Here is a 17,553-nt window from a genome sequence, read left to right on the forward strand (position 1 = left end):
CGTCGTCAGGAGCGCGCGAGCCGAGCCGCGAGATAGGGCGCGGTGGCGCTGCGGCGGGCCCTCGCCACCTTGGCCGGCGGGCCTGCCGCGACCACCCGCCCGCCCGCGTCTCCGCCGCCCGGCCCGAGGTCGATGACCCAGTCGGCGGTGGCGATCGTGTCCAGGTCGTGCTCGACGAGGACGACCGTGTTGCCGGCGTCGACGAGCCGGTGCAGCTGTCGCAGCAGCAGCGCGATGTCCGAGGGGTGCAGTCCCGCTGTCGGCTCGTCGAGCAGGTACAGCGCGTGCCCGCGGCGGGCTCGCTGCAGTTCGGTGGCCAGTTTGATGCGTTGCGCCTCACCACCGCTGAGTTCCGTCGCGGGCTGGCCCAGCCGCAGGTACCCAAGTCCCACCTCGCGCAACGTCTCCAGACTGCGGGAGGCGGCCGGGAGGGCGGACAGGAACTCCGCGGCGGCGTCGACGGACAGCGCCAGCACTTCCGCGATGTTCTTGCCCCGGTAGGTGACTTCCAGCGTTTCGGCGTTGTACCGGGCGCCCTCGCAGGTCGGGCACGGCGCGTAGGTGCCGGGCAGGAACAGCAGTTCCACCGCGACGAATCCTTCGCCCTGGCAGGTCTCGCACCGCCCTTCGGGCACGTTGAAGGAGAACCGTCCGGCCGAGTAGCCGCGCGCCCCGGCCTCGTCCGTCGCCGCGTACAGCTTGCGCACCGCGTCGAACATCCCCGTGTACGTGGCCAGGTTGGAGCGGGGGGTTCGGCCGATGGGCCGTTGGTCGACCCGGACCAGCCGGTCGAACGACTCGACCCCCGACGCGTCCCGGACGTCGACCTCCAGCTGCGCCTCGTCGGGCTCCTCGGGTGAGAGTCCGAGATGGCCGCGGACGACCTCGGCGAGCACCTGCGTCACCAGCGTCGACTTTCCGGAACCGGACACGCCGGTCACCGCCGTCAGGACGCAGAGCGGTACGTCGACGGACACGTCGCGCAGATTGTGGCGGGAGACGCCGCTCAGGTGCAGCCAGCCGTGCGGTGTGCGCGGGCGGTGACCGAGCGGCTGGCCGCGCCCGAACAGGTACTGGCCCGTGGCCGATTCCCCGATCCGCTCAAGACCGGCGACCGGGCCGCTGTACAGCACGCGTCCGCCGCCCTCGCCCGCGCCGGGGCCGATGTCGACCACCCAGTCCGCCCGCCGTACGACGTCCATGTCGTGCTCCACGACGAACAGCGAGTTGCCCGCCGCCTTGAGGCGGTCCAGCACGTCCAGCAGCGGTTCCGCGTCAGCCGGGTGCAGGCCCGCGGAGGGTTCGTCGAGGACGTAGACGACGCCGAACAGCCCCGAGCGCAGCTGGGTGGCGATCCGCAGGCGCTGCGCCTCGCCGGGCGACAGAGTCGTCGAGCGGCGCCCGAGGCTGAGATATCCGAGGCCCAGGTCGAGCAGTACGTCGACCCGTGCGACCAGATCGCCGCAGATCCGGACCGCGACCTCGGTCGTCTCCCCGGACCGGGCGGTCGGCGTGGTGGCGTCGGCCTCGGAACGCCCCGCGACGGGCCGCAGCAGCGCCACGACCTCGGTGAGCGGCATCGCGTTGATCTCGGCGATGGAACGTCCGGCGAAGGTCACGGCGAGCGCCTCGGACCGCAGTCCGCTGCCGTGACACTCGGGGCAGGGCACACTCCTGACGAACCGGAGCGCCCGTTCGCGCATCTTCTCGCTCTTGGAGTCGGCGAGGACGTGCATGACGTGCTTGCGGGCGCTCCAGAACTTGCCCTGGTAGCCGTAGTCGATGCGGTCCTCCTCCGGCTCGATGTACACGGAGGGCTGCTCGTCCGTGTACAGCAGCCAGTCCCGGTCCCTCTTCCTGAGCCTGCGCCACGGCCGGTCGATGTCGATCCCCAGGCCGCTCACGACACTGCGCAGGTTGGCGCCCTGCCAGGCGCCCGGCCAGGCCGCGATCGCCCCCTCGCGGATGCTCAGCGAGGGGTCCGGGACGAGCAGGTCCTCGGCGACGTCGTGCACGACGCCCAGTCCGTGGCACTCCGGGCAGGCGCCGGCCGCGGTGTTGGGTGAGAACGACTCGGCCTCCAGCCGTGCGGCCCCGGGCGGATAGGTGCCGGCGCGGGAGTACAGCATGCGCAGCAGATTGGACAGCGTGGTGATGGTGCCGACCGTCGAGCGCGAGCTGGGCGACCCGCGTCGCTGCTGCAGGGCCACGGCCGGTGGCAGTCCGGTGACTTCCTGCACGTGCGGTGCGCCGACCTGTTGCAACAGCCTTCGGGCGTACGGTGCCACGGACTCGAAATAGCGCCGCTGGGCCTCCGCGTAGAGCGTGCCGAACGCGAGCGAGGACTTGCCCGAACCGGAGACGCCGGTGAAGGCGACCATCGCGTTCCGCGGAACGTCGACATCGATGTTCCGCAGGTTGTTCTCACTGGCGCCCCGGACATGCACGAAGGAGTCGGTCGCGTCGTTGTTCACCGTTCCTGACTACCTGATCGCGCCGGGAACCGCGCGACAGGCGCCGGCACCGGGCCCCGTTCGCCTCCCGGTGGCGCACTCGCCCATGCGGCTCAGCCCGAGGTCGCGGATCCGGTCAGCCGCCCACTCCAAGCGCGAAGGAACGCCGCCACATGCTCCAGGGCGAGCGACCAGTTGGCGACCTGAGTCGGAGATTCGTCGGTGGTTGGTGGTTGGTGGTCGTCCGCGTGCGAAGATTCCGCTGATCGATCGGTGCGTGGCTGTTTCGCGTCGGGGGCCGACGGGGACCCGGACGGTACGCCGCCTGAGCACCGAAGCTCTGACGGGCAGGACCACGGCGGCCCCACCGTTCCGCCTGTACCGGGTGAACGGCCCACAGAGGCGTGCCGGAGCCATGGACGCGGTCGCACCAACTCCCGGAGTCAGACTCGGTACGCCGTCTCCATCGCAGCCGTGCTGCGGCCATGCCGCGGCACCGAAGGAAGCGATCATGAAAGCAGCGGTATATGAAGGCCCGCGGACGGTGACCGTGAAGGACGTACCGGACGCGAAGATCGAACACCCCTGCGACATCATCGTCAAGATCACCACCACCAACATCTGCGGTTCGGACCTGCACATGTACGAGGGCCGCACCTCGTTCGAGTCCGGCCGCACCCTGGGACACGAGAACCTGGGCCAAGTCGTGGAAGTCGGCTCGGCCGTCCGCAAGGTCCAGGTCGGCGAGTATGTGGTGCTGCCCTTCAACATCGCCTGCGGCTTCTGCAAGCAGTGCGAGCGGGGTCTGACCAACTACTGCCTGACCATGCAGCCGGAACCGGCCCTCGCCGGAGCCGCCTACGGATTCGCCGACATGGGCCCCTACCAGGGCGGCCAGGCGGAACTGCTGCGCGTGCCCTACGGCGACTTCAATGCGCTGCGTCTGGGTGAGGACGCCGCCGAGCGGCAGACCGACTACGTGATGCTCGCCGACATCCTCCCCACCGGCTATCACGCCACCGAGATGGCCCACGTCAAACCGGGTGACCAGACGATCGTCTACGGGGCCGGCCCCGTCGGGCTGATGGCGGCCTACTCCGCCCTCCTCAAGGGCGCCGGGCGCGTCTGGGTGGCCGACCACCAGCCCGACCGGCTGCGCAAGGCGGAGCAGATCGGGGCCATCCCGATCAACACCGCCGAGCAGAAGCCGGCGGAGGTCGTCAAGGAGGCCACCCTCGGTCTGGGCGCCGACAACGGCTGTGAGTGCGTCGGATACCAGGCGCACGACCCCGAAGGGCACGAGGACGCCAGCCTCACGCTCAACGGCCTGATCGACTCGGTAAGGTTCACCGGCGACATCGGCGTGGTGGGCGTGTTCCTGCCCCAGGACCCCGGCGGTGCTGAGGCCCAGGGCGAGCTGGAGGCGCAGGGCAAGGTCCCGATCGACTTCGGCATGATGTGGTTCAAGGGCCAGCACATGGGCACCGGGCAGGCGCCGGTGAAGAGGTACAACCGGGCGCTGCGGGATCTGATCGCCGGAGAGAAGGCGAAGCCGAGTTTCGTCGTCTCCCACGAACTCGGCCTGGACGAGGCCCCCACCGCCTACGAGCACTTCGACGCCCGTGACGAGGGCTGGACCAAGGTGGTCCTGCATCCCAACGGACACGGGAACGGCCACAGGCGGTAGGCGAGCCGGGGCCGTGTTCCGGCTGGGCTCACATCCGTGAGGTGGCTGCGGGCCTTCGGAGAGGTCGTGCGCTCCGGGCTCACGATCGAGGAGACGCGGCTGGAGCCCCTGCTCGCGCTGCGCACGGCCGCTGGGGTGGCCATCGTCATCGGGACGGCGCTGTGGCTGGCCTCCCCTGCGTATGCCGCGTCCGCCGCCCTCGGCGCCTACTCCGCGGGTGGGGCCACCTTCCAGCGCACCTGGCGTCCACGCAAGGTGATCGCGCTCGGCGCGGGCGCGGGTCTGGCGCTCAGCACCTTCGTGGGCTACCTGGCCGCGGGTCGACTGGTGACGTTCCTCCCCCTGCTGGCCGTATGGGCCTTCGCCGCGGGGACGGCGTGGGCCGTCGGATCGACTGCTGGGATCGTCGCAGCGACGCTCGTGGGCAGCATGCTGGTGACCGTCACCCTGCCCACGAGCGTCGGGCGCGCCCTGGAGCACGCCGGGGTCATCGCGCTCGGGGGCGTGGTGCAAGCCGTGCTGATCCTGCTGCTCCCGATCCGCCGTTGGGGGGCGCATCGTGACGCCCTCGCCGACGCCCTGGCCGCAGTGGCGGACTACGCCCGCCGGCTGCGGCACGACCCGACCGCCCCGTTCGACCCGGAGCCGTTGATGACGGCCCGGGACGCGGCCGCCGTGACGCCCTCACAGGCCCGCACCCGTCCCCCTGTCCTGCACGGCCCCCGGGGACTCGCCGAGCGTATTCGCCCGGTCGTCGCCGCGCTCGCCGACCCGGACGTCGGCGCCCCGGCGGAGGGACCCGGGCGGGACCGCGCTCGGGAGCTGCTCGCCGCGGCCGCCGACGTCCTGGACGCGGCCGCCCGTACGATCCGCCGCGGCGCTCCCGCCGAGGTGCCGCCCGGGAGCAGGGACGTCCTGCGTCTCGACGAGGAGCACGAGGTGCTGGAGGGGCCCGCGCGGCAGGCGGCCGAGCGGCTCGTGCAACTGCTCGGCGAGGCGCTGGAGATCGCCGGAAGCGGCGGAGCGCGCGGGAGGACGCCCACGCCGCCCGGCCCCGCCGGTGCCCAGTTCCTGGTGCGCCCGACCATGCTCCGGCTGGTCCCGGTCGTCGTCCGAGCGGTCCGCCGTGAGCTCCGGCGGGACTCGCCCGTGTTCCGGCACGCCGTCCGCCTGGCGGCAGTGGCCACGCTCGGATACCTGATCGCCGCCCGGCTGCCCCTGGGCCACAGCTACTGGGCGCCCATCACTTCGGTGATGGTGATGCGGCCGGACTTCCACCGGACGTACGCGCGTGCGGTGGCCCGTCTCGCCGGGACCCTGGCGGGGGTCGCACTCGCCACCGGGATGGTGCGGGCCCTGGGCCCGGACGCCCACGTGTTCGGCGCCCTGGCGGTGGTCTCGGCGGGCCTGTCGTACACGCTGAACCGTACCGGCTACGCCTACTCCCAGTGCTTCACCGCCGCGTACGTCGTCTTCCTGCTCGGCATGGGCGGCCAGGCATGGAAGCAGACGGTCCCGGAGCGGGTGGTGCTCACCCTGCTCGGCGGGGCCCTGGCCATGCTGGCGTACGTGGTGTTCCCCGCATGGGAGACGCCCCGGCTGCCGGGGCGGCTTGCGGACTGGCTCGCCGCCAACGGCCGCTACGCGGCCGCGGTGCTCCGCAGCTACGCCGAACCGACCCGGGAGCATCGCGCCGACATGCGCAGGGCACTGCTGGCGAGCAGGGAGGCACGGGCCGCCTGGCAGGAGGCATACGACCGGGCCAGGCAGGAACCGGTCCGCCCCAGGGGTCTGACGTCGCGCGAGGCGGAGGAGGCGCAGGAGGCGCTCAAGGGGTTCGGCCGGGCGGCGATGCTCATGGAGAGCCACGTCCCGCGGGCCGACAGCCGTGCCGTCTCCGAGGCGGAGCGGTTCGCCGAGGCTCTGGAGGCGGACACCGCGCGGGCGGCAGTCGACGTGCGAGAGCACAGGAATCCGGACTGGGGGCGCGTGGAGGAGGCGCTCCACGCGTGGGAGGACACCACCGCCGGGGACCGGAGCCAGGTCGTGCGGCGCGAGGCGGAACTGCAGAAGCGGGCCTTGGAAGACCTCGCGACGGCCGTGAGCCGCACCCCCCTGGAACGGGACGTCGGCTCTGCTCGCGAGGAGCAGCGGGTGCGGGCGGCCTTGGCGGCGGACGGTGCCGGATCAGGACCCGGGCACCGGGGTGGGTGACGGCTCCGGCGACGGGGAGCGCCGCGCCTCCTGGAGCGGGATGTAGTCTCCCGGCCGCGTCGAGCGCCGTCACACCTACGCCATGCCCGTGGCGCGAGTCCCGTGGGCTCTTTCAACCCGTGTCCGCGTCATCGTGACGAACGCGCCCGGCGCCGGATGCGCACGGTGCGTTCAGGCGGCGGGGGTGAGTTCGGCGCGGCCGAACAGCAGCGCGAACCCGGAAGGGAGCTGCCGCAGGATGCGGGTGAGGAGGGCAGGGCCGGCGATGGCGGCGATGGCGGCGAAGACGGCTCCGGTGTCCCAGCGGGTGGTGGCCAGGGAGGCTTCGGCGCGTGTGGCGAGGTCCTTGACGAAGGCCCAGCCGGTCAAGGGCCGGGTGTCGGGGATCTGAGCGGTGAGGAGGCGTGCGGCTTCGAGGGGGAGACGGGCGGCGAGCTCGACGCGCTCGTCGCCCGTCAGCTGGCGCCCGAGTCCTGCGACGACGAGACGGATGGCCTCCTCGGCCCGCTCGCGGGTGGGGTAGGCGCCTTCGTAGCGGACCTTCTCCACCATCTGTTCGTACGACGTCGCGGGCGCAGGCTGCAGCGGGACGCGCGGGTCGGGGAACACTTGCTGTGGCTTCCTTTCTGCTGACGGGATGGTGGTCACCGGGTGGATGACTGGGTGATCAGGCGGGCTGGGGGCGTCCGAAGAGGAGGTCGTACCCCGCGGGGAGCTGGAACAGGATCTGCCCCAGCAGGTCGTCACCGGCCGCATCGGCGACGGTGCTGAGGACGGCGCTGACGTCCCAGGCCGCGGTCTGGTCGGTGGCCCCCTCGATCCAGGCCGCCGACGCCCGAACGAACCGCTCCGGTGGCAGCGGCTCGGCGCTCTGTAGCGGGTTGAGGAGGATCAAGGCGAAGTCTTCCGGCAGCCGCGCCGCGAGCTGGGCGCGCACCTCGCCGACCAGGTGCGCCCCCAGCAGGCCGAGCACCACACGGGCCGCGCGGGCTGCTTCCTGAAGGCTGTCGTACTCACCGCGTTCCTTCACCCGGTCGAGGAACGCCTCGCGTCGCAGGTTCACCGCCCCCACCTTCTTCGGTCGATGGGACGCGGAGGACGGGAGAGGGGGAGACCGGTGCCCCGCGGTGTCCCGTCCTCCGCTGTTGTTCGGGCCTTGTCGCGTTGAGTCAGCCGGAGATCTCCCTGCGGCCGGATCCGCCGCCGATAGCGATCTTGCGGGGCTTGGCGCGTTCCGCGATCGGGATCCGCAGGGTGAGCACGCCGGCGTCGTAGTCGGCCTCGATGTGCTCGGTGTCCAGCGTGTCGGCCAGCACGATCTGCCGGGAGAAGACACCCAGCGGCCGCTCCGACAGTTCCATCTGGGTGTCGTCGGCCTTCGCCGCGGGCCGGCGCTCGGCCTTGACGGTCAGCATGTTCCGCTCGACGTCGATGTCGAGCGCGTCGGCGCTGACGCCGGGAATGTCGAAGGCCACCACGTACCGGTCGCCCTCGCGGTAGGCATCCATCGGCATCGGGGACGGCCGCGACCAGGTGCCCGGCCCCATCAGCTGCTGCGCCAGCCGGTCCAGCTCACGGAAGGGGTCAGTGCGCATCAACATCGTGAAAACACCTCCAGGAGATTCGGGCAGTTGCTGCCAATGCGCTTCACTGAAACCGTTGTAACATGTCATCCAGTGGATGACAAACACAGCGTCGTCCAGTCGATGACAAGCTCGAGGGAGGTGCCCGTGACAGCAGCCGACCAGCCGGCCCCGGCCAGCGCCGACGGCCGAGGCCCGGCTTCGTTCCTCGCGGCGGCGGCGGCCCTGCACGCCATAGACGAATCCCTGCACGCCGCCCGGCAGGAGACCTCCGACACCCCCGCCGCCAGCCCCGGCGCGGAGCAGGCCCTGGCCTCCCTGCTGCTGTTGCGGCAGGTCCGCGAACAACTCGACGGATGGGAAACCGGCCTGATCGAAACGGCCCGGCGCGCGGGAGCCAGCTGGGCCGACCTCGCCCACCCTCTCGGGGTCGCCAGCCGTCAGGCCGCCGAACGCCGCTACCTGCGAGGCCGGCCCGGCCCCGCCGGTACCACCGCCGAACAACGCGTCCAGGCCACCCGCGAACGCCGCGCCGCGGACCGCACCCAAGCCGAATGGGCCCGCCGCAACGCCGCCGACCTGCGCCGCGTCGCCGGTCAGATCACCGCCCTCACCGACCTCCCCACCGCTGCCCGCGACCCGCTGGGCCAACTCCACGCGGCCCTCGCCCACAACGACCCCGCTCGCCTCATCCACCCCCTCAACGCCACCCGCCCCTACCTGACCACCACCCACCCCGGCCTCGCCGCCCAACTCGACACCCTCACGGGTACCGCCACCGCCCCGCCCTCACCCCACTGACCGAACACCCGCGTCGGAGCGGGCGACCGTTCCGGCATCGGCTACCCCGCGTACTTCCTGGTTCCGGCACGGTGATCCGCACGCAACCACTGCCCACACCGTGTCCGCCCGGCCTGGTCCCGGACGCCGCCGACGTCGACGCCTTCAACCCGCTGCCCCGCACGGGTCGGGTTGCTGGGGGAGCGCCCCGCGATTCAACTGGTTGGGGGTGCACTGCGCAGATCGGGAGGTGCATGCACCCGGGGATGAGGCCGCCCGGGGGGGGCACTGTCCTGGCAGGACCCAAGCTGCCAGCCCGGCGCGGCTTTGGCATGACCGCAGGTTCTGTACGAACTGCTCACCGGCCGACCCCCGTTCCGAGGCACTACCTCGATCGCCGTCTTGCAACAGCACCTCAACGCCGTCCCGCCGCCGCCCGCCCAACAGCGCCCCGGCCCCCGTGGCTGTGTTCGCCGCCCGGCCCGGGGTCCTCAGGGGCCCGCGAGGAGTTCGGGGTGTTCGTGCTCGCAGGTGTCGTCGATTCCGTTGGTCTCCCAGGCGGGGAACGGGTCTGCGGGCGGCAGGTTCTCGCCGTCCAATGCGCCGCTGTCGAGTTCCTCGGTCACGAACGTCCACAGCCGGGCAGGGTGGAAGGGCAGTTCGGCGCGGAAGACGGTCGAGGAGCAGGAGCAGGAGCAGGAGCGGAGCCGGAGGCGTACGGCAGTAGGGGCCACGGCGGGTGAAAGAGGTACGCCCTCATCTCGAAGAGCGTGGCCACGGCCCGGTAGGTCTTCAACCGGGCGATCAGTTGTTCGACCTCGTTCCCGCGGGTGTGGCGTGCCGGGTCAAAGCCTGCGGCCCTGCAGCCGCTGTTGCTCTCACGGGACATGCCGGCGTCCTGTAGTAGAGCTCGGCTTCGCTGCCTCCTGCGGCCAGCGTCGGGAAGGTGATGACAGAGCCGACGGCAGAGCGGGTCACGGCCGTTTTGCCGTGACCCGCTCCCCGCCCATGCCGCCGAGGGAACCCCACCTCCGCCTTCGGCGGCGGCTCCCCGTGAGCGCGACGGGGAGGTCATGCGGTGCGCATCAGCCGGCGCTGAAGGCGCTGACGCCCTCGGGAGTACCCCAGCCGGTCGGACCGTCGTAGCCGGTGCGTGGTGCAGAAGTGCGACGGGGAGCAGTAGCCGTTGTTGCCCTTCTTCGGGGTTCGGCGGTGCCGGTGCCGGTGCCGGTGCCGGTGCCGGTGCCGTGTGGCAGTAGGGCGACAACTGCGTCGTCGTAGCGATCCAGATCCGGTGATTCTCTGCTCCGGCTTATTGAAAATAGTTTTCGTTTCCTGTTAGCTTGCGCGCGGTGGCCTGATACATCCGTCGGGCCGGATCAGTGCAAGCGAAGGGAACGACGGTGGGGGATCAGCGCATGGGGCGCAGGGCGGTGCTGCAGGGCATCGCGGGAGGGGCGACCGTACTCGCGGGCGCCGGGCTGCTCGCCGGCTGTGGCGGCGACGGCGGGAGCGGTCCGCAGCCCGCCGAGGACGACGGCAAGCCGCGGCACGGCGGACGGCTTCGCGCGGCCTTCACGGGGTCGAGCATGGAGTCGGCCAGCGTTGTGCAGGCGACAGCGACGCCCGTCGACTACGTCCGGGCCCGGATCGTGTGGGACACGATCGGCGAGATCGACGGCAGCAAGCCGGTGTGGCGCGTCGCCGAGTCCGTCGAGCCCAACGCCGACGCCACGGTGTGGACGGTGCGCGTCCGCGACGGCATCACCTTCAGCGACGGCACGGCCGTCACCGCCGACGACATCCTGTTCTCGCTGCGCACCTTCGCCTCGCAGCCGACCACGCAGAGCGCCTTCCTGGCGGGGCTGGACGCCAAGGCGTCCAGGGCGCGGGACAAGCGCACCGTCGAACTGCGTCTGAAGAGCGCGGACGGCTTTTTCGACCTCGCGCTCGCGCAGTCGATGTTCGTCTTCCCCGACGGTACGAAGGACTTCGCGAAGGCGCCGGGTTCGGGTCCCTTCGTGCTCAAGCAGTGGTCGCGGGGCAGGAGCAGCCTGCTGACCGCGCGGAAGGACTACTGGGGTGCGGGCGGCCCGTACCTCGACGAGATCGAGCTGCTGTCCGTCACCGACGCCGACGCCCGGCTGAACGGGCTCAAGGCAGGGCAGTTCGACTACGCGGGCGCGCTCACCCTGCCCGCCACCAGGTCCGAGGCGAACAACCCCCGCCTGCGCATCACCACCGCGCCGCGCGAGTTGTGGGGTGAGCTGTCCTTCTCCATGAACCTTTCCACCGACCCCTTCACGCGTGCCCAGGCCGTCGAGGCCGTGCGGTATGCCATCGACCGCGAGGCCATGGTCCGCATCGTCACCCTGGGCAAGGGTGAGGTCGCCGACGATGCCATGGGCCGCCACCAGGCCTGGTACGACAGCTCGCTGCGGCGCGTCGAGTACGACCCCGACCGGGCGCGACGACTGCTGTCCTCAGACGGACTCAAGGGTACGAAGCTGTCGATCCGTACCAGCAACTACGAGTACGGGCCGCTGGAGGCCGCCACCGCCTTCGTCGAGCAGGGGCGGAAGGCGGGCCTGAACGTCGCCGTGGACAAGGTCCCGGCCGCCGACTTCTACACCGACATGAAGTCCCTGCTGGGCGCCCCGATCAAGACCAGCTTCTACCATCCGCTGCCGCTGCCCCTCGCTCTGAACTCGTACTACGGCCCGCAGGCGTCCTACCCCTTCACCGGCCCGTCGGACAGCACCTTGGGCGGGCTGATGCGCGCCATGCACACCGCCGTCGGCGACAAGCGAACCAAGGCCGTGCACGACGTGCAGCAGTACCTGTACCAGCACGGCGGTGACGCGGTGTTCGTGCGCGTGCCCACCGTGGCGGGTGCGTCACCGGCCGTGCGTGGGGTGCAGGCGTACGGTTTCTTCGACTACCCGTCGCTGCGTGACGCCCACCTCGCGTCGTGAACAGTCCGACATCCATGGTGTGGTGGGCGCTCCGGCGGGTGGGCGTCGCCGCCGGGACGCTGCTCGCCGCCTCGGCGCTGGTCTTCGCGGCCACCCAGCTCGCGCCCGGCGACGCGGCGGCCGCACGCCTCGCCGGGCAGGGCGCGAGCCCGGCACAGATCGCCGAGCTGCGGCACAAGCTCGGCCTGGACCGGCCTGCGTGGGAGCGGTACGGCGACTGGCTGTGGAGCGCGCTCCACGGTGACCTGGGCCACTCCTACGCCACCGGCGAGCCGGTCTCCGCTCTGATCGCCGAACGGGCGGGCAACTCCCTGGTGCTGGGCCTTGTCGCAGCCGCGCTGCTGGTGCCCTCGGCCGTCGGACTCGGCCTGTGGGCAGGGCTCCGCGCCGGGCGGAGCGCCGACCGCGTCGTCACCACGGCCACGCTGGCGCTGGTCAGCCTGCCCGAGTTCGTCATCGGCACACTGCTCATCCAGGTCTTCGCCGTCGGCGCCGGGTGGCTGCCGGCCGTGTCGGTGCCCCCCACGGGTCAGGGCCCGTTGTCCCAGCCGCAGATACTGGTGCTGCCGGTGCTCACCCTGCTGTCGGTCTGCATGGCGCAGAACGTGCGTCTGGTCCGGGCGGGCGTGACGGAGGCGGCAGCCTCCGACGCGGCGCGGGCGGCTCGGCTCGGTGGCGTGCCCGAGCACCGCGTGGTGCTGCGCTGGGTGCTGCCGGCCGCGCTCGTCCCGGCCATCCCCGTCCTCGCCCGCTACCTCGCCCATCTGCTCGGCGGGACGCTCGTGGCCGAGACGCTCTTCGGCTACCCCGGGCTGGCGGCAGCGCTGGTCAACGCCACGGCCGCCCGGGACGCCCCCGTCGTCCTGGGCGTCGGCATGCTGGTCGCCGCCGTGACGGTGTTGCTCAACCTGCTGGCGGACGTGCTCGCCACAGCTCTCAATCCGGCTATGAGGAGGCCGAGTTGAACCGTCGGAACCGGTCCGCCGACTGGCTTCGCAGCCGGGCGGGTGCGGTGACCGCGGGCGCCGCGCTCGCCGTCGTCGTGCTGTTCGCCCTGCTCGGCCCGTGGCTCGCGCCGCACGCACCCGGCGCCGTCCTGGACATGCCGTACGCACCGGCCGGAGGCGACGCCCCCCTGGGCACCGACCACCTCGGCTCCGACGTGCTCAGCCGCTTCATGGCCGGCGGACGGTCGCTGGTGCTGTCGGCGGTGGGTGCTCTCGCCGTCGCGTACGTGCTAGGTGCGGGGCTCGGAATGATCGCGGCCCTTCGTGGCAGGGCAGTCGACGCGGCCGTGCTGCGCCTGGTGGACGTACTGCTCAGCCTCCCGTCGTTCCTGCTGCTGAGCGTGGTCGTGGTGGCGGTGGGGCGGGGCAGCGGCGGGGTCGCGGTCGCGACCGCTGTGGTGCTGTTCCCGGAGGTCGTCCGCATGGTGCGGGCGGCCACGCTCCAGGCGTTGCAGCACGACTACGTGGAGGCCGCCGTCGCACGGGGCGAACCGACCCGGTACGTGCTCGTCCGCGAGGTGCTGCCCAACCTGCTGCCGGTGCTCGCCGCCGACGCCGGGGTGCGGTTCGTGGGCGCGGCGTTCACCGTCGCCACCGCCGCGTTCCTCGGGTACGGGGCCCAACCGCCGACAGCCGACTGGGGTTTGATGATCCTGGAGAACCGCGACGGACTTGCGCTCCAGCCCCTCGCCGTCCTGGTTCCGGCGACGGGGATCCTGGTGCTGTTGCTGAGCGCCAACCTCCTCGTCGACGCTGTGCTGCCGACGGCCCGGACGCCCGGACGGCACCGGGGCACCGCGTCCGCCACGACGGCCGCCGCCGAGACCGGCGGCTGCGAGCTGCGCATCCGGGACCTGACCGTCGAGGCCGACGGGACGCGCGTCCTCGACGGTGTCGACCTCGACGTGCCCCGTGGCCGGGTCCTCGCGCTCGTCGGGCCGTCCGGCTCTGGCAAGACGACGATTGCACTCGCCGCGTTCGGCGAGCTGCGGCCAGGGCTGACGCCGGTCTCCGGAGAGGTGCGACTGGCCGGGCTGTCCGTGCTCGGGCTGCGACCTAGGCGGCTGCGGACCGTGCGCGCCCGGCACGCGGCGTACGTGCCCCAGGATCCGCGTACCTCCCTGGCGCCGACACTGCGCGTGGGCGCCCACGTCGGGGAGTTCCTGCGGGCGCGGGGAGTGCCGCGCGCGGAGCGGCGTGGCCGCATCCGGGCGGCGCTGCACATGGTGCAGCTCCCCGATGACGACGCCTTCTTGCGGCGGCGCCCGCACCAGCTCTCCGGCGGACAGCGGCAGCGCGTGGCCCTGGCCGCCGCACTCGCGCACGACCCCGACCTGCTGGTCCTCGACGAACCCACCAGCGCCCTCGACCCGGTCACCGCCGCCTCCCTGCTCGCCGACCTGGCCCGTATCCGGGACCGGGGCGGCCCGGCGATCATCCTGATCGCCCATGACCTCGCGCACGTGGCGGCGGTGGCCGACGACGTCGCGGTCCTGGAGGGCGGCCGAGTGGTAGAACACGGCCCAGTGGGTCAGCTGTTGGCCGACCCGGTGAGCGAGTCGGCCCGGCGTCTCGTTGTCGCCGCACGGTCGGCCGGGACGCCCCGACCCAGGGACTCATCCGGCAGCGGCGAGCCCGCGCTGTCGGTCCGCGGCCTGTCCGCCGACCACGGAGGGCGCACCGTACTCGACGGTATCGACCTGGACGTGACGTCCGGTGGCTGCCTGTCGGTGGTGGGGCCGTCCGGCGGCGGCAAGACCACTTTGCTGCGCTGCCTGGCGGGCCTCCACGCCGACTGGAGAGGCGAACTCCGCCTCGGCACCAATCAGTTGTCACTGCGTCTGCGCTCGCGCCTTCGCGACGACCTGCGTCGGCTCCAGCTCGTGCCGCAGGATCCGTACGCCTCCCTCAACCCCCGCCACACCGTGGAGCGGATCGTCGGCCGCCCGCTGCACCTGTTCCGGCCGGCCTTCGACGCCGACGCGCGCCGCGCCGAGGTGCACCACCTTCTCGAACGCGTCGGACTGAATGCTTCCCACGCCGCGCTGCACCCCGGCCACCTCTCCGGAGGACAGCGCCAACGAGTCGCGCTCGCACGAGCGTTGGCTGCCGAGCCCCGGGTGCTGCTGTGCGACGAGGCGACGAGCGCGCTGGACGCCCCGACTGCAGACACCGTCCTGGCGCTCCTCGACGAGCTGCGCCGCGACCTCGGACTCGCACTGGTCGTCGTCACCCACGACATGACGGTGCCCGTACGGCTGGGCGGGCACCTCGCGGTCCTCGCCGACGGACACATCAGGGAGTCGGGCCCCGTCGAACGCGTCGTGGCCGCTCCCTCCGACGAGGTGACCGCCCGACTCCTGTCAGCCATACCCAAGGTGCCGAGCCCGCCGCCGTACGAGAGGACCGTCAAGTGACCCACCATTCCGCGAACCCCTGGGTGCGCCGCCCCCGCCCGCAGGCGCGCCCGGCGATGCGCCTGCTGTGCCTGCCCCACGCGGGCGGTTCCACCTCGCTCTACCGACTGTGGAAGGACTTGCTGCCGCCCGAGGTGGAACCGGTGTTGGTGTGTCCCCCCGGCCGCGAGGACCGGCTGGACGACCCGCTGCCTGACGGCATACCGGAGCTGGTCGCGGACCTGGGACCGGCCGTGGTGCCGTTGCTCGACCGGCCGTGGGCGGTGTTCGGGCACAGTATGGGCGCGACGGTCGCGCACGAGCTGGTCCTGTGGCTGATCGAGCAGGGCCACCCCGCCCCCGAGCACCTCTTCGTCTCCGCGCGTGAGGCTCCGCAGCACCACCACGGGGGCAGCGTGCACCTGCTGGATGACGACACTCTGGCCGCCGAGCTCATCCGACTCGGCGGAACCGCCCCCGAGCTGCTCGCGATGCCCGAGGTGCGACAGCTCGTCCTGCCGGCGGTGCGCGGCGACTACCGGCTCATCGAGACCTATGCCGCCGCCCCCGCCGGGCCCGTGCCGTGCCCGTTGACCGCGCTCGTCGGCGCCGCCGACACGGAACTGACCGCCGAGGAGGCCGCCGGCTGGGAGAAGTGGACCACCGGTCCCTTCCAGCTGCTCTCCTTCCCCGGCGGCCACTTCTACCTCTCCGAGAGTCCGCATGCGCTCGTCGACGTCGTGTGCCGAGGGCTGATCACGCCTGCGTAGCCGCGGTCTCCGGCTCGGCTTCCGCGGCGTTGTAGGTGTCCCTGTCCCGGACCAGCACCAGGCTGGCCGCAGCCGCCACCAGGGCCGCGATGCCCGCGATCAGGAAGATCTGCGACAGCGCCTCGGTGTAGGCGCTGCGGGCCAGGGCGAGCACCGGATTCCGGGCCGGTTCCGGCACGGCCGCGGCGACCGCGTCGAACCGGCCCGCCGTCACCAGACGTCGCAGCTCCCCGGCGGCGGAGCCGGGAACGGCGTGCTCTCCCAGCGCGGCCGTGGACATCACGCCGTCCACCTTGCCCGACAGCACCACACCGAAGACGGCCACACCCGTGGCCGTACCGAGCGGGAAGAAGCTGTTGGCCGCGCCCGAAGCCGTGCCCGCGCGAGAAGGCGGTACGACGTTCACCGCGAGCGCCAGCAGATGGGGCAGGGTCAGGCCGGCGCCGACGCCGATCAGGACCAGCATGGGCAGCAGCGCCGTCCAGTCGTCGTCCGGCGAGATGCCCACCGTCAGCAGCACGCCCACACCCACCGCGGCCATGCCCAGCGCCAGTACCCGGGCCACGGGCACCCGCTTGGCCAGCAGCCCGCTGAGCGGAGCCCCGATCACGATGGCAACCGACTGTGCGAGGAGGACGAGGCCGATGCGGATGGGCGTCAGATGCAGCATGCCGCCGAGCCAGAGGGTGAGGAACGGCAGCATGCCGAAGCTGAAGATCCGGGCGGCGAAGCTGAGCAGCAGCGCGCCGGCGAAGGTCGGAATCGCGAACAGCCGCAGATCCAGCATCGCCCGCTCGCCCAGCCGCCACTGCACCACCACGAAGACCGCTGCCAGCAGCGCGCCCGCGATCAGTGCGGTCAGCACACGCGGCTCGGACCAGCTGTCCTCCGCGCCCGCCAGCAGGCCGTAGTTGAGGAGGAAGAGTGCAAGCACGGCCAGCACCGCGCCCGCGTAGTCGATCCGGTGCGATCCGCCGCCGGCCCCGCTCTCGGGGACCTTGCGCAGCGTGCCGTAGATGATCAGCAGACCGATCGGCACGTTGACGGCGAACAGCCACGGCCAGCTCAGCCACTCCACGATCGAGCCGCCGACCAGCGGTCCGAGGGCCGCCGACACGGCGCCCCCGGCCGTGAACAGTCCGATGGCCGTCGTACGGGCCCCCGCAGGAGCGCCTTCGAAGACGCCGGAGATGAGGGCCAGCGAGGTGCCGAGCACCATGGCCCCGCCCGCTCCTTGCACGGCGCGGGCCGCGATCAGGGCGCCCGCGTTGGGGGACAGCGCGCAGGCGGCCGAGGCGAGGGTGAACACCGCTACGCCGGTCAGGAATATCCTGCGGCGGCCGATCAGATCCGACACCGATCCCGCGGTCAGCAGCAGGGCGGCGAAGCTCAGCGTGTAGGCGTTGACGATCCACTGCAGGCCGTCCAGGGAGGCTCCCAGGCCGACGCCGATCTCCGGCATCGCCACGTTGACGACGGTGATGTCGAGGGTCATCAGCGCCGCCGCGAGCGCCGTGACGGCGGTTGTCCAGCGCCGTGCGCTCCGTACTTCCGGGGGCGCCTCCCCTGGTGGCCCGGTCCCCAACGCCTTGGCATGGCCGCCGTGTTGGGTGATCTCTGCTTCCGTCATGGACCTTCCTCTCCGGTTGTTCCTGCGGGCGACGCTAGCGGGAAACTCAAGACTTGTA

Annotated in this window: 12 protein-coding genes and 1 pseudogene; 7 read left to right on the forward strand and 6 right to left on the reverse strand. The window is 72.1% G+C overall.

Going from position 1 to position 17,553, the window contains the following annotated elements; genetic code table 11:
- Nucleotides 1–5: 5 nt before the first annotated feature.
- Nucleotides 6–2,474 (reverse strand): excinuclease ABC subunit UvrA, encoded by a 2,469-nt coding sequence (gene uvrA, locus ACIHAA_RS02485; RefSeq protein WP_399811994.1) that lies wholly within the window; start codon nt 2,472–2,474, stop codon nt 6–8.
- 490 nt (nt 2,475–2,964) lie between these two features.
- Between uvrA and ACIHAA_RS02490 the strand changes: the two genes are divergently transcribed.
- On the forward strand, nt 2,965–4,140 hold the full coding sequence (locus ACIHAA_RS02490) for a glutathione-independent formaldehyde dehydrogenase (protein ID WP_399811996.1): 1,176 nt from the start codon (nt 2,965–2,967) through the stop codon (nt 4,138–4,140).
- 36 nt (nt 4,141–4,176) lie between these two features.
- Nucleotides 4,177–6,354 (forward strand): FUSC family protein, encoded by a 2,178-nt coding sequence (locus ACIHAA_RS02495; RefSeq protein WP_399811999.1) that lies wholly within the window; start codon nt 4,177–4,179, stop codon nt 6,352–6,354.
- Between the two features lie 171 nt (nt 6,355–6,525).
- Here the strand turns inward: ACIHAA_RS02495 and ACIHAA_RS02500 are convergent, their stop codons facing one another.
- From ACIHAA_RS02500 to ACIHAA_RS02510, 3 genes are all read right to left on the reverse strand, one after another.
- A complete protein-coding gene (locus ACIHAA_RS02500) occupies nt 6,526–6,963 on the reverse strand; it encodes a DUF2267 domain-containing protein (RefSeq protein WP_399812002.1) in 438 nt (145 codons plus the stop codon).
- Between the two features lie 58 nt (nt 6,964–7,021).
- Nucleotides 7,022–7,417 (reverse strand): DUF2267 domain-containing protein, encoded by a 396-nt coding sequence (locus tag ACIHAA_RS02505; RefSeq protein ID WP_399812005.1) that lies wholly within the window; start codon nt 7,415–7,417, stop codon nt 7,022–7,024.
- A 106-nt stretch (nt 7,418–7,523) separates the two neighbouring features.
- The gene (locus tag ACIHAA_RS02510) at nt 7,524–7,955 is read right to left on the reverse strand and encodes an Hsp20/alpha crystallin family protein (protein WP_399812008.1); all 432 of its coding nucleotides are present in this window, start codon (nt 7,953–7,955) and stop codon (nt 7,524–7,526) included.
- Nucleotides 7,956–8,084: 129 nt separating this feature from the next.
- Between ACIHAA_RS02510 and ACIHAA_RS02515 the strand changes: the two genes are divergently transcribed.
- Nucleotides 8,085–8,738, forward strand: coding sequence for a type III effector protein (locus ACIHAA_RS02515; RefSeq protein WP_399812011.1), 654 nt, complete (start codon nt 8,085–8,087; stop codon nt 8,736–8,738).
- 470 nt (nt 8,739–9,208) lie between these two features.
- Here the strand turns inward: ACIHAA_RS02515 and ACIHAA_RS02520 are convergent.
- Nucleotides 9,209–9,400, reverse strand: a pseudogene (locus tag ACIHAA_RS02520) (hypothetical protein); the annotation flags it as partial.
- 720 nt (nt 9,401–10,120) lie between these two features.
- Here ACIHAA_RS02520 and ACIHAA_RS02525 point away from each other — a divergent pair.
- The 4 genes from ACIHAA_RS02525 to ACIHAA_RS02540 are packed head-to-tail and all read left to right on the forward strand — an operon-like array spanning nt 10,121 to nt 15,865.
- Entirely contained in the window at nt 10,121–11,692 is a 1,572-nt protein-coding gene (locus ACIHAA_RS02525; protein WP_399812014.1) for an ABC transporter substrate-binding protein, read from the forward strand.
- Entirely contained in the window at nt 11,689–12,657 is a 969-nt protein-coding gene (locus ACIHAA_RS02530) for an ABC transporter permease (RefSeq protein ID WP_399812017.1), read from the forward strand. The genes ACIHAA_RS02525 and ACIHAA_RS02530 overlap by 4 nt, the downstream gene beginning before the upstream one ends.
- Nucleotides 12,654–15,116, forward strand: a complete 2,463-nt coding sequence (locus ACIHAA_RS02535) for an ATP-binding cassette domain-containing protein (RefSeq protein WP_399812020.1) — start codon at nt 12,654–12,656, stop codon at nt 15,114–15,116. Before ACIHAA_RS02530 ends, ACIHAA_RS02535 begins: the two co-directional genes overlap by 4 nt.
- Nucleotides 15,113–15,865: a thioesterase II family protein gene (locus ACIHAA_RS02540; RefSeq protein WP_399812023.1), complete on the forward strand. Its 753-nt coding sequence runs from the start codon at nt 15,113–15,115 to the stop codon at nt 15,863–15,865. The genes ACIHAA_RS02535 and ACIHAA_RS02540 overlap by 4 nt, the downstream gene beginning before the upstream one ends.
- Here the strand turns inward: ACIHAA_RS02540 and ACIHAA_RS02545 are convergent.
- Entirely contained in the window at nt 15,852–17,495 is a 1,644-nt protein-coding gene (locus ACIHAA_RS02545; protein ID WP_399812026.1) for an MFS transporter, read from the reverse strand. The two genes, ACIHAA_RS02540 and ACIHAA_RS02545, sit on opposite strands and share 14 nt — an antisense overlap.
- Nucleotides 17,496–17,553: the final 58 nt, after the last annotated feature.

It is taken from the genome of Streptomyces sp. NPDC052040 (assembly GCF_044548405.1).
GTDB lineage: Bacteria > Actinomycetota > Actinomycetes > Streptomycetales > Streptomycetaceae > Streptomyces.